7 protein-coding genes are annotated in these 13294 nt (G+C 69.7%); 3 read left to right on the top strand and 4 right to left on the bottom strand.

Annotation, left to right across the window (positions count from 1 at the left end; translation table 11 throughout):
* Positions 1–69 precede the first annotated feature (69 nt).
* Complete coding sequence (locus F9288_RS20145) at positions 70–1749, bottom strand: thiamine pyrophosphate-binding protein (protein WP_254620983.1); 1680 nt, start codon at positions 1747–1749, stop codon at positions 70–72.
* A gap of 309 nt (positions 1750–2058) precedes the next feature.
* Between F9288_RS20145 and F9288_RS20140 the strand changes: the two genes are divergently transcribed.
* From F9288_RS20140 to F9288_RS21960, 3 genes are all read left to right on the top strand, one after another.
* Positions 2059–3804: a DEAD/DEAH box helicase gene (locus F9288_RS20140; RefSeq protein WP_174838413.1), complete on the top strand. Its 1746-nt coding sequence runs from the start codon at positions 2059–2061 to the stop codon at positions 3802–3804.
* A gap of 80 nt (positions 3805–3884) precedes the next feature.
* Positions 3885–4706: an acyl-CoA dehydrogenase family protein gene (locus F9288_RS21965; RefSeq protein WP_217482559.1), complete on the top strand. Its 822-nt coding sequence runs from the start codon at positions 3885–3887 to the stop codon at positions 4704–4706.
* On the top strand, positions 4622–5506 hold the full coding sequence (locus F9288_RS21960; RefSeq protein ID WP_217482558.1) for an acyl-CoA dehydrogenase family protein: 885 nt from the start codon (positions 4622–4624) through the stop codon (positions 5504–5506). Before F9288_RS21965 ends, F9288_RS21960 begins: the two co-directional genes overlap by 85 nt.
* A gap of 25 nt (positions 5507–5531) precedes the next feature.
* On the opposite strand, the gene F9288_RS20130 is transcribed toward F9288_RS21960, so the two are convergent.
* The 3 genes from F9288_RS20130 to F9288_RS20120 are packed head-to-tail and all read right to left on the bottom strand — an operon-like array spanning position 5532 to position 13179.
* On the bottom strand, positions 5532–7322 hold the full coding sequence (locus tag F9288_RS20130; RefSeq protein ID WP_174838412.1) for an amidohydrolase family protein: 1791 nt from the start codon (positions 7320–7322) through the stop codon (positions 5532–5534).
* Positions 7319–9787 carry a zinc-dependent metalloprotease gene (locus tag F9288_RS20125; protein ID WP_174838411.1) on the bottom strand — a complete coding sequence of 823 codons (2469 nt, stop codon included), beginning with the start codon at positions 9785–9787 and terminating at the stop codon, positions 7319–7321. The genes F9288_RS20130 and F9288_RS20125 overlap by 4 nt, the downstream gene beginning before the upstream one ends.
* Positions 9787–13179: a TonB-dependent receptor gene (locus F9288_RS20120; RefSeq protein WP_254620982.1), complete on the bottom strand. Its 3393-nt coding sequence runs from the start codon at positions 13177–13179 to the stop codon at positions 9787–9789. The genes F9288_RS20125 and F9288_RS20120 overlap by 1 nt, the downstream gene beginning before the upstream one ends.
* Between the last annotated feature and the right edge of the window lie 115 nt (positions 13180–13294).

Below are 13294 nucleotides of genomic sequence, written 5' to 3'. Positions count from 1 at the left end.
CTTCCCGAAAGGAAAAGGCCCGGTCCGCAGGATGCGAGACCGGGCCTTCCGCTGTTCCGTCGCCGCGCGTCAGGCGGGATCGCCGAGCGGGTTCGGCGGCACCGGGACGGGGGAGGGGACGAACGGATGGATCAGCGCCCACGGGCTGGGCATTTCGCCGACCTTGACCGCGATCAGCGCCGGGCCGCCGCGCTCCTTCGCCGCGCGTAGCGCGTCGCGCAGGCCGTCGGGCGAGTCGGTGATCGTCGTCGGCAGGCCATAGGCGCGGCCGAGCAGCTCGAAATCCGGGCTGGCGACATCGGTGCCGAACTCCGCCCCGAACACGCGACGCTGGATGCGCTGGACGTTGCCGAACTTGCCGTCGACGAACACAACGATGGACGCGTTGAGCTGGTCGCGCGCCAGCGTCGCCAGCTCCTGCATCCCCCAGCTGAACCCGCCGTCGCCGTTGAGCGACACGACGCGCCGGTCCGGGTTGCCATGTGCCGCGCCAAGGGCGGTGTTGAAGCCGTAGCCGAGCGTGCCCTGATAGCCCGGCGTGATGAAGCGATACGGGCCGTACACCGGGAAGGCGATGTTCGAATAATAGCCGACCTGCGTCAGCTCGCTGACGAGGATGTCGTCGTCCGCCATCGTCGAGCGCAGCGCCTGGACGTAATCGTGTTGCGGGCGGATCGCGTCGATCTGCTGCGCGCACCATTGTTTGACCCTGACGACGCGATCGGCCGCCGAAGGCGCCTCGCCCGCGCCGATCGCGGCGAGCAGCGCCTCGGCGCCCGCCTGCACGTCGCCTTCGAGCGCGATGCCCGCGGCACGCGGCGCGCCCATATGGGCGGGATTGGTGTTGAGGTAGATATAGGTCACGCCGTCGCGGCTGTCGGTCGGCTGCGCCGTCCCGTCGAGGAAGCGGCTGCCCGCGACCAGCACCACATCGGCATGGGGCAGCACCGCGCGGCCGCCCAGCCCGATCAGCGCGAGCGGGTGGCGATCGTCGATCAGCCCGCGTCCGGCCTCGCTCATCACCGCCGGCGCCTGGAGCCGCTCGGCGAGCGCCCGGATCGCGTCGCTCGCGCCGCTGGCCACCGCGCCGCCGCCGGCGCAGATCACCGGGTGGCGCGCGCCGGCCAGCGCCTGCGCGGCGCGGGCGATCGCGTCGGCCGCCGGGGCCTGCCGCACCCGCTCGGCGCGGGGCAGCAGCGTGACGGGGCCGGTCGCCTGCAACACATCGGGCGGCACCTCCAGCGCGACCGGGCGCGGCGTGCCCGAGCGGAGCTGGACGAACGCCTCGTGGACGAGGCCGGGGATTTCGGCGGGCGACTTCGCGATGCCGTGCCACTTGGTCATCGCCTTGAGCATCCCGCTCTGGTCGGGAATCTCGTGCAGCATGCCGTGGCCGGCGCCGATCGTGTTGCTGGGGATCTGGCCGACGATGAACAGCACCGGCGCGTTGCAGGCATAAGCGGTGGCGATGCCGGAGAGGGCGTTGAGCATCCCCGGACCCGGCACCACCATGCACACCGCCTCGCGGCCGGTGGTGCGGGCATAGCCGTCCGCCATATAGGAGGTCGCCTGCTCGTGGCGCGGCACGATCAGCCGCAGCTCGTTCGATCGCTGGCGGATCGCCTCCACCGCCCAGTCGAGCTGGATGCCGGGAATCGCGAAAATGTCCTTCGCGCCCTCCACGATCAACTGCGCGACCAGCGCCTGACCGCCGGTCATCCCGTCCACGCCGCCCATAGTTCCACTCATGCGAATAGCCTCCATTCGCTTAACATGTTATGTTTATCGCCGCTTCATGGCAAGGAGAATGTGTTGCGAACAGCGAGACGATGTAACGAATTATGATCTTTTTACCAGCGCGGATCGGGTCGCTATTCCGCGATGGCGCGCGCGCGGCGGGCATGATATAGGCGCGCGATCGACGACAACACGGGCCAGTGGCGGCGCTCCTTGGAGCGGCCGCGCCGTTAGCGTTCATGTCGACCCCGCTTCAACGGTTTCGCAGCCGCTGATACCGTTCCCCCGGCCGCCCGCGCGGCCAGATGATCCGTGAGTTCCATGACCTTTTCCAATCTCCCGCCCGCGATCGCCGAGGCGCTGGCCGAGCGCGGCTATGATGCGCCCACCGCCGTGCAGGCCGCCGTCGCCGATCCCGCCGCGGAGGGCCGCGACCTGATCGTCTCCGCGCAGACCGGCTCCGGCAAGACCGTGGCGTTCGGGCTGGCGATGGCCGGCGAACTGCTCGCGGGCGAGGCGACCTTGCCCTTCACCGAGCTGCCGCTCGCGCTGGTGATCGCGCCGACCCGCGAGCTGGCGTTGCAGGTGAGCCGCGAGCTTGGCTGGCTCTATGCCAGGGCCGGCGCGCGCATCGCGACCTGCGTCGGCGGGATGGACCCGTCGAAGGAACGGCGCGCGCTGCGTGGCGGCGCGCATATCGTGGTGGGCACGCCGGGGCGGCTGCGCGATCATCTCGAACGCGGCGCGCTCGATCTGTCGGGCCTGCGCGTCGCGGTGCTCGACGAGGCGGACGAGATGCTCGACATGGGCTTCCGCGAGGATCTGGAGGAGATCCTCGACGCGACGCCGGAGGGACGGCGCACCCTGCTGTTCTCCGCCACCATGCCGCGCCCGATCGTCGCGCTGGCGAAACGTTATCAGCGCGACGCGCTGCGGCTGGCGACGACCGGCGAGGAGCGCGGCCACGGCGACATCGCCTATCAGGCGGTGACCGTCTCCCCGTCCGAGATCGAGGCGGCGGTGGTCAACCTGCTGCGCTTCCATGGCGCGGAGACCGCGATGCTGTTCTGCGCCACGCGCGACAATGTCCGCCGGCTGCACGCCACGTTGCTGGAGCGCGGCTTCGCGGCGGTGGCGCTGTCGGGCGAGCATTCGCAATCGGAGCGCAACCGCGCGTTGCAGGAGCTGCGCGACCGGCGCGCCTCGGTGTGCGTCGCGACCGACGTGGCGGCGCGTGGCATCGACCTGCCGGGCCTCAGCCTCGTCATCCATGTCGAGATTCCGCGCGATGCGGAAACGTTGCAGCACCGCTCCGGCCGCACCGGGCGCGCCGGGCAGAAGGGGACGGCGGTGCTCGTCGTGCCCTATCCGGCGCGGCGGCGTGTGGAATCGATGCTGCGCGGCGCGCGTATCAACGCCGAGTGGATACCGGCGCCGACGCCGGAGGCGATCCGCGTGCGCGACCGCGAGCGACTGCTCGCGGCGCTGCTGGAGCCGGCGGCGTTCGACGAGGAGGACCGGCTGCTCGGCGAGAAGCTGCTCGCCGAGCGCTCGCCGGAGGATATCGCCGCCGCCCTCGTTCGCGCGCATCGCTCGGCGCTCCCCGAGCCGGAGGAGATGATCGAGGACACGCCCGACGCGCGCCGCGCGGCGCAACGCGAGCGGCATCGCCCAGGCTTCGACGAGGTGGCGTGGTTCCGCATGGACGTGGGGCGGCGGCAGAATGCCGATCCGCGCTGGATATTGCCGCTGCTGTGCAGGCGCGGGCATGTGTCGCGCAACGAGATCGGCGCGATCCGCATCGGTCCGTCCGAGACGCATTTCCAGATACCGCGCGCGATCGCCGCGAAGTTCAACGCCGCGCTGGCGCGCACGGCGGGGAAGGATGGCGAAGGGCAGGACGTGCGGATCGAACCGTCCGACAATCCGCCGCACCCCGCCGCGCGCGGCGACAGCGATGGGCCGCCGCGTCATGCGCGTCCGGCTCGCCCGCATCCCCATGCCGGCGGTCCCGGCGGGAAGCATCGGGCGCGCAAACCGAACGGGCCACGCGAGCCGCGCCGATAGATTCTCACGCTGGCGCGGCGCTCAATTCTGCCCTATCGTGAAATATTCAGCGGAGAGAGGCGATGGAGCGAGGGTCGGGGATGGAAGCACTGGACGCGCTTGATGCGGCGCTGGCGCGGGTGGTTCGCGGGGTTGCGGAGGCTTGCGCGCGGGAGGGGCGGCTCGACGCAGCGGCGCTCGATGCGCATCAGGCGGTCACCTACGATCTCGCGCTGAGCTATGCCGACCTGCTCGCCGCGCGCGAGGCGATGGCGGAGGGACGCTCCACGCTCGATGCGTCGCTCGGCCGCGCCTTCGCCGCCGAGGTGGCGCCGGCGGTGCTGACGCGGCTGGAGGGCATCTATCTCGCGACGGGTCTGTCGCCCGAGCCGTTAGACGCGCTCGCCGCGCCGGTGCGGGCGCTGCGCCGCGAGGCGGGCGGGGCGGAGGCGCTCGCCGCGCTGGGCCGCGCGGTGTCGGAGGCGGCCGGCGAACTGGGCGACGTGCCGCTCGACGAGCATAGTTTGATCGCGCGCGACGCCTTCCGCCGCTTCGCCGCCGATGTGGTCGCGCCGCTGGCGGAGGAAATCCACCGCCGCGACCTCACCGTGCCGGAGACGTTGCTGGAGCCGATGCGCGAGATGGGGGTGTTCGGCCTGTCGATCCCCGAGCGCTTCGGCGGCTCCGCGCCGGACGCGGGCGAGAATACCCCGATGATGATCGCGGTGACCGAGGCACTGTCCGAAGCCTCGCTGGCGGCGGCGGGGAGTCTCATCACCCGGCCGGAGATCCTCACCCGCGCGCTGATGGCCGGCGGCACCGAGGGGCAGAAGGCGCATTGGCTGCCGCGCATCGCGGTGGGCGATCCCTGTGCGCGATCGCGATCACCGAGCCGGATCACGGCTCCGACGTCGCCGGGCTGACGCTGCGCGGCACGCGGACGGAAGGCGGCTGGCTGGTCAACGGCGCCAAGACGTGGTGCACCTTCGCCGGCAAGGCGGGGCTGCTGATGGTCGTCACCCGCACCGATCCCGATCGCTCGCTCGGCCATCGTGGTCTCAGCCTGCTGCTGGTCGAGAAGCCCTCGTTCGAGGGGCATGAGTTCACCTTCGCCCAGCCGGGTGGCGGCACGCTGCGCGGGCGGGCGATCCCGACCGTTGGCTATCGCGGGATGCATTCGTTCGATCTGGCGTTCGAGGATTTCTTCGTGCCGGACGCCAATGTCGTCGGCGGCGAAGCGGGGCTGGGACGCGGCTTCTACCTGACGATGGCCGGGATGACCGGCGGGCGCATCCAGACGGCGGGCCGGGCGCTGGGCGTGATGCGCGCGGCGCTGAAGGCCGCGATCGCCTATGCCGGGGACCGCAAGGTGTTTGGCGCGCCGCTCGGCGATTACCAGCTCACGCAGGTGAAGATCGCGCAGATGGCGGCGCGCTTCGCCGCCTGTCGCGGGCTGGCCTATGCCGTGGGCCGCGCGCTGGACGAAGGCGGCGGGCGGATGGAGGCGAGCCTCGCCAAGCTGATCGCCTGCCGCTCGGCCGAGATGGTGACGCGCGAGGCACTCCAGATCCACGGCGGCATGGGCTATGCCGAGGAAAGCGCGGTGAGCCGCTACTGGATCGACGCGCGCGTGCTGTCGATCTTCGAGGGCGCGGAGGAGACACTGGCGCTCAAGGTGATCGGACGCGGCCTGCTGGAGCAGGCGCTGACGGGGAACGCCTGAACGCGTTCCCCGCATCCGCGAAGACTCAATAGAAGCGGATATTGTCCACGGTGAAGGTCATCGTCTCGCCGCCGGGGCGCGTGCCGCCGACCTCGACCTGGACGATATCGTCGCCCGACCATGGCTTGCCCGGCCGGTTGCCGAACTTCACCGGCTGGAGCGCGCTGAACGGCACCTCGATGCTCGTCCAGCCGACCGCGCCTTTTACCGGGGCGGACCAGCTTCCCTGCAAGCCGTTGAGGCGCAGCGCGAAATCGCCCGACCCCTTGATGTCGAAGCGCACGCCCTTGTAACGGCGCACGTCGACCGGCTGCACCGATCCGCGCGTCAGCGGCACCGCGAAGCCGGCATAGGCGCCGTCCTTCACCGCCATCCGCGCGGCGAGCTGGAGTGCGTGGCCGCCGTCGCTGCGCGGCACGACCTGGGTGATCTCCACCGAACGGTCGATCCCGCCGTCGCCGGTTTCCAGTCGCAGCGTGTCAAGCGTGCTGCGCTTGTCCGGCCGCTCGAAATCGTCGACCAGCGCCGCGACATTGGTGACGGGCATGTGCGTCGTGCGGTTCGCCTCGGGCAGCGCGGGCGCGCCGGGGCCGAACACCAGCCGGCCGTCGATCATCACCTGCGACACCTTGTGGACGTCGGCGATCTGCTCCCACGGCTTGCCGTCGATCAGCACGAGATCGGCGCGCTTGCCGGGGGCGATCGTGCCGCGATCCGCGTCCTGCGCCATGATCTGCGCGCTTGTCCGCGTCGCCGCTACCAGCGCTTGCGACGGCGTCAGCCCCGCGCGAACCAGCAGCTCCAGCTCATGGAGGGTAGAGGAGCCGTGCGGCGTCGCGGGCATCCCCGCGTCGGTGCCCACGCCGATCGGCACGCCGGCGTCGAACAGCACTTTCACATTGTGCAGCGCATGGCCGAACTTGATGACACCCTGGCGATAGCGCGGATCATCCGGCTTCGCGCCGCCCTTGTCGGGATCATAGACCGCGAGCGTCGGGATCACCGCCATCCTCGACGCGACGATCGTCTTCACCTCGTCGGGCGTGATATCCCGGTCCTGCGGATCGTGCGCGAGCGAATCCACGCCGCTGCGCGCCGCCAGCACGCCGCGATCGACGGTGACGGTGTGCGTCAGCACCTTCCACCCCGCCTTGTGCGCCGCGTCGGTGAGCGCGTGGAGTGTCCAGCCGTCCATGCTGGTGTTGTCCGGCGCCATGCCGTAGCGCCAGCCGTCGGTGAACGCCTTGATGAGATCGGGCTTGTACGGCTTCAGCCGCTCGATCGCGGCGCGCGCGGCGGTGGGTGTGTTGATCCAGATCGTCGTCGACTGATCGCCCCAGTCGGCGCCATGCCCGCCCGGCGTGCTGATCCGCGCGGCGAAATTGACGTGCGGCGAAACGAGCGACTTCAGCCACTCGCGGCGCGGCGCATAGCTTTCCGGCTGCTCGTGGAAATCGTTGACGGTGGTGACGCCAGAGCGGACGTAATCGGTCGCGATCTGCGGCGTGGTGTTCGGCTCGCCGGCGGGCGTCCAGTGCGTATGGAGGTCGTAGAAGCCGGGGAGCAGCGCCTTGCCGCGCGCGTCGATCACCTTCGCACCGCGCGGCGCCTTGGCGCCCGGCGTCACCTCGGCGATGCGACCGTCGCGGATCACCACGGTCGCGATCTGCGGCGCGGCGCCGGTGCCGTCGAACACCGTCGCGCCGACGATCGCGGTCGCGCCGTCGCCCGGCGCGGCGGCGAGCTGCCCCGCGCCGATCACGCCGCCGGCGACGAGCAGGGCGAGGCCCGAACGGGAAAGGCTCGAAAACTTCATTGCGATATCCTCGTCGTGAGCGGGGCGGTCAGCCAGTCGTCTTCCCAGATGCCGTCGTCGCCGATCGGCGCGCCCGGCGGAATCTCGGGCGGTTTCGCCACCGGCTCGGCCAGCGCGCGGAGTTGCGCATTGGGGCCGGTGAGCATCGCGGAGAGATAGGCGCAGGCATCCGTCTCGGTCGCGTCGCCAGTGCAGGCACGCAGCCTCTCGCCGAGCCGCGTCGCCGCGCCGCGCACCACGCCGAGCGCGGTGGGGGAGAGGCGCTTGTCCTGCATCACCGTCGCCAGCCGCACCGCATAGCGCGCGCGGACGCGGCGGCGCAATTCGCCCTCGCGGCCGCGCGCGGTCGGCGCGACGGCGGCGGAGAGTTTGTCGAGCATCTCGCCCAGCGACAATTGTCCCGGATCGACCCGCGCCTGCTCGATCAGCCGGTTGAGCCGCTCCGGCGCGAGGAGCGCCTCCAGCGTCTGATCGGCCGCGGTTTCCGCCGCGCTTGGCAGGTCGAAGGCGGCGGCCGTGTTCGCAGGGAACAGCTCGATCTCATATTGCGGATCGGGCGTGCCCGGCTGGACCGAGGAAAGCTGCGCGAGCAACGTGTCCGGCAAATCGAGCAGCTTCGGATCGAGCGTGCCGATCAGCGCGTCCAGCGCCGCGCGCTGCTTCGCGGCGGGGACGATCTCCGCCCGGTCATGCCCGTCGCCCGCGACGGCATAGCTATAGTCCACGCCCGCGACCAGTTTCGACACCGCCGTCACCTGATAACGGTGGTAAAGGTAGATCGGCACGATCATGCGGCGCAGGTCGGCGCCGGGCGATCCCTTGGGCAGGTTGGCGGGGCCGAAGCGCGACAGGGCGATGCGGCGCACCGCGAGCACATTGGCCAACTCCGCCACCGCGTCCGGCCCGTTGTCCCACATATTGCCGTAAGGCTGGGCGTCGCCGATGCCGCGCGTGTCGCCGTCGGTGACATTGCGGTAGCCGTCCGCCTCGGCCTTGCGGGCGAGGCCATCGAGCCATGCCTTCTCGTCCGTCCCGCGCGGCGCGGTGCCGTAAAGCCACTGGATCGTGAATTTGTCCCAGGCGCCGACGCCGGTGGCATAGGCGTTCGAGAAATCGAGCCGGTCGCCCTTCACGCCGATCAGCGGCGCGGGATAGTCCATCACCGAGGCGCGGCCGGCATAGGTGCTGCCGGCGAAATTATGCGCGAGGCCCAGCGCATGGCCCACCTCATGCACGGCAAGCTGGCGCAGCCGGGCGCGGACGAGCACGATCGGGTCGTCCGCCGCGCCGGTGCCTTCCTTGGAGGCGCCGATCAGGCCGTCGAAGATTAGCCGATCCTGCCACGCGCGCAGCGAGCCGAGCTGGACGACGCCGCGCACGATCTCCCCGGTGCGCGGATCGACCACCGTGGTGCCGGTGGACCAGCCGCGCGTCGCGCGATGCACCCAGGCGATGACGTTGTAGCGCACGTCCGCCGGATTGACGCCCTCGGGCAGCGTCTCCACGCGGAAGGCGTCGATATAGCCCGCCGCGTCGAACGCCTGCGCCCACCAGCGCGCGCCCTCGATCAGCGCGGCGCGGATCGCCTCGGGCGCGGCGCGGTCGACGTAGAAGACGATCGGCTTCACCACGCGGCTGCGCGCGGCGTTGGGATCGGTCTTTTCCAGCCGGAAGCGGCGCACGAGTCGCGAGACGATCGGCTGGTCCAGCTCGGCCGCGTAATCGTTGCGGATCACCTGCGCCGAGGTGCCGCTGCGCGGATCGTGTGCGCGCGGGTGGAAATTGGCGTCGGGCAGCCGGACGAAGCTGTGATGGATCGCGAAGGTGATCGCCTTGGCGTCCGGCACGATGCGGTTGACCGCCGGCCCGGCCTCGTCGGTCTGGAAGGTCAGCACCGACTGGAATTCGACATTGTCGGGGAAGGCGGCGCTTTCCTTCGTGTCGACATAGCTGAGCGTCGGTGCCAGCTTGTATGTTCCCGCCTTGCCGCGCTTCAGCCGCCCGGCGATGTCGATCGCGTCGCGCAGCAGGAAGCCGGAAAGGTCGAACGACACCGAACCGTCCGGCGCGTCGGTTAGGTCGCCCGACCATACCACCGACGGCGCGAAGGAAGCCTCCACCGCGCGCTCCTCCCCGGCATCGCCGGAGAGCGCGCGGAAGCGGGTATTCTCGAACATCGCCAGCACGCGCTTGCCGACGCGGCGGAACACGACGATCTGCGTCTGCCCAAGCCCCGCGCGGTCCGCGCCGAGATCCGGCTGGCCGAGTCCGGCGGCGATCGAGGGGGTGTAGAGGAAACGCCCGAGCACCCCGTCCGCCCCGGCGGCGGGCAGGCGGATCGTCACATGCGCGCTCGCTTCCTCCGGCGTGACGGCGAACAGCGGGGCCTCGCCCGTCCGCGCCAGCGCGGGGACGGGCGACAAAGCCGCGGAAAGGAGCAGCAGCCCCGCGAGCCGGCGACGCATCAGAAGCGATACCGCATGTTGCCGTACCAATAACGTCCCATCGGTGAATAGAGCGTGCCGAGATAGCCGGTGGCGGCGAGCGACGGCGCTTCGTTGGTGATGTTGCGCACCCCGAAGCGCATGCTCGCCCCCTTCAGCGCGCCGGTGAAGCGGTATTCGGCATAGAGGTTGCCGGTGAGCTGCCCGTCAACCACCCACGGCGCCGCGGCCGAATCGATGCTCGTGTCCTCCACGCTGCCGATATATTGGGTGAAGGCGCCGATCGATACGTTCTCCAGCGACCAGTTGAACGACGCCGACCATTTCCAGGCCGGGCGCGAGTTCTGCCGCAGCAGGCTCCCGCCGCCGGAAATGACGGTATTCTTGTCGATCTTCCCCGCCGCGCGCGCCGCGAGCAGCGCCGCGATGCCCGGCGACGGGTCCTGATAATATTTGATCAGGTGCGACACGTTCACGGAGACGTTGAAATCGCCGATCCCGGTGTCGCGCACCGAATAGATCGCGTTGAGGTCAAGCCCGCGCACCGTTTGCGGCAGCAGGTTGACGTACTGGTCCTTGACGTAGAGCACCTGCCCGGCCGGGGCGAGGCCGGTGCCCGCGAAGGCGGCGACATCGTCCGGCGTCGGCGCGGCGCGCACCACGTTGGGGTTGGTCTCGCCCGACTGGCGGAGGAGATAGTCGAGGATCAGCGCATTGCCCTCGCCGAAGATGCCGATCAGCCCGGTCTGCTTCACGTTCCAGAAATCGGCGGTCAGCGTCAGGTGGCCGAAGCGATCGGGGATCGGTGGCTCGATCACCGTGCCGACCGACCAGGTGGTCGCGCGCTCGGGATCGAGGTCCGGGTTGCCCGAGCGCAGTGCCGTCACCGACAGGCGGCGTTTGGCGCCGGGGACGGTGGAATTGGCGCAGTCCGTGAAGCTGCTGATCGCGCCCTTGATGAGATCCGCCTGGCAGAAGATGTAATCGGTGCGCGTGTTGGTGCGCGCGATGATCTGCGCGTTGACCTGCTCGAGGTTCGGCGCGCGGAACGATTTCGCCCACGATCCGCGCAGGCGGAAGCCCTTCACCACATCCCACGAACCAGCGATCTTGGGCACCGCGATATTGCCGAAATCGCTGTAATTCTCATAGCGACCGGCAAGCTGGAGATTGACGCTGCGGACCAGCGGCACCTCCATTTCCGGCGACACCACCGGCACGGCCAGCTCGCCATAGGCCGAGAAGACCATGCGCGTGCCGTGCGTGTCCGGGTTCTTGCTGAGGTTGGCGAAATCGCTGACCGCATTGCCGGTATAGGGATCGAGGAAGTCGATCGTGCCGTCGATGCGCGCGTCGCGATTGTCGTACTGGGTCTCGCGCCGCGCCTCGATGCCCGCCGCGAAGCCGACGTCGCCGCCCGGCAACACGACGAGATCCTTCTTCGACAGGCGGAAGTCGTAGGTCGCGAGCGTCGCCTTGTCGAAACGGACGAGCTTCTGGCGCGCGGCGTTGATGCTGGTCGCGTTGCTCGGCGTGCCGTCACCGATCGACGGCGTGGCGAGCGAGCCGCCGTTGAACGGATTATAGGCGGCCGGCGTCGACAGCGCGAGAATCTCGTTCAGCTTGGTGCGCGAGATATTGTCGCTGACGTCGTTGACGGTCGCTTCCGAATAGCTGCCGGCGGTTTCCCAGTTGAACCCGTGCCAGTCGCCGCGCAGCCCGAACAGCAGGCGGAACTGCTTGTTCGTCACGTCGACGTTGATCGGGCCGAAATCGGTGAAGGAATAGCTGGCGATCTTCACCGGAAGGCCGCTGGCCGGGATGTTCAGCCCCGGCAGGCGGTTCGGATTGGGCGTGCCGTCGGCGAAGGTGACGGGGCCGAACGGGTTCCAGTAGTTGCTCGCCGGCACCGTGATCGGGATCGAGCTGAGCGTCTGGATCGGGCTCTGCTGCGCATGGGTCTTGGCGTAATAATAGCCTGCTTCCCAGAACGCGGTCACGTCGTCGAAGTCGTAATGGCCGGTCAGGAACAGGTTGACGCGGTTGAGGCGCGGGATGACCGTCGTGCCCTCGGCCGCGGTATCCTCCCTCAGCGCGGTGTTGAGGCCGCCGTTGGTGAGGCACAGGCCGTTGCCGACCGAGATGGTGCAGCCGCTCAGCGACGCCGGCTGGATCTGGAACGCGCCCGACGCGGTGCTGATCGCCGTGCCGTTGGACGTGACCTTGCCGAAGAACGACGGCGAGCCGACGACACCGCCGAGCCAGGGCGTCGTGGTGCTGCGATTGTCGAGCGATGACTTGCCCGCGAAGCGCGTGTCGGCGAACAGGCCGCGACGGTCGGACGAGGCGGTGAAATACTGGTCGGTCGACATCAGGCCGGTGCCGTGGTCGTAGCTGGCGAACAGGGTGATATTGCCCTTGCCGTCGGCGAAATTGGTGCCGAGCACGCCGTTGACGTTCAGCTCGCGCAGCCGCGTGCCTTCCGCTCCGCCATATTGCACCGAGATGTCGCCGCCGTTGTAATCGGTCTTGAGCACGGTGTTGACCACGCCGGCCACCGCGTCCGCGCCATAGATGGCGGCGGCGCCGTCGCGCAGCACCTCCAGCCGCTCCAGCCCGTTCACCGGAATGGCGTTGGTATTGTAGGTCAGCACCGGCACGAGCTGGTCATTCGCCTGGCTGGTCGGGTGGTTGACGACGCGGCGGCCATTGAGCAGCACGAGCGTGTTGCCGATGCCGAGGTTGCGCAGGTTGACCGAGCCGACGTCGCCGCGCGCGGCGTTGCTGCTCTGCGGCAGATAGGAGCTGTTGAACGTCACGTCGCCGAACTGCGGGACCGAGCGGAACAGCTCGTCGCCGGATACCGCGCCGGTATCCTGGATCTCCCGCGCGCCGATCAGCGTGACCGGCAGCGCCTCGTTGACCTTGGCGCCCTTGATCTGGGAACCGACGACGACGACCTCGGTGGCGGGCGTCTGGTCGGCGTCCTGCGAGGCGACGGGGGCGGCACCGGGCGCAACAGCCTCCTGCGGCTGCGGCGCGAAGCGCACCGGGGTGGCGATGCGGTGCGAAACCGGACGCGCCGGATCGCGCGCGGTCAACGCCACGACGCGGCCGTTGATCGAGGCGACGCGCAGCGGCGAGCCCTCCAGGATCTTCGCCAGCGCGTTTTCGGCGGCATAGCTGCCCACCACCGCCGGCGCGCGGCTGGTCGCGAGATTCGCGGAAGGATACAGCAGGCGGTATCCGGATTGCTTGGAGAATGCCTGCAAGGCGTCGCCCAGCGGCTGGGCGGGAATGTCGAAGCGCACCGCCTGCGTCTGCGCCACGGCCGGTTGCGACAGCATCGCCAGCGCCACGGCCGCGGTGCTGGCTTGCGCGACGAGCGCGATTCGTCCGATTCCAATGAGCATCTGATCTGTCCCCTCTTTACCGGTTTTCCGGCCTGTCATTTCGTCTGACGGGCGGCCGCGGCATTGCCTCCATCCCGCCGGCGAACTTTTTTGCGATTTTCCGTCTCGACAGCGC

The sequence above is a fragment of the Sphingomonas sp. CL5.1 genome, assembly GCF_013344685.1.
In the GTDB taxonomy this organism is placed as follows: Bacteria; Pseudomonadota; Alphaproteobacteria; order Sphingomonadales; family Sphingomonadaceae; genus Sphingomonas.
Note: the sequence above shows the minus strand (reverse complement) of the source record. Positions and strands in the feature narration are given on the sequence as shown.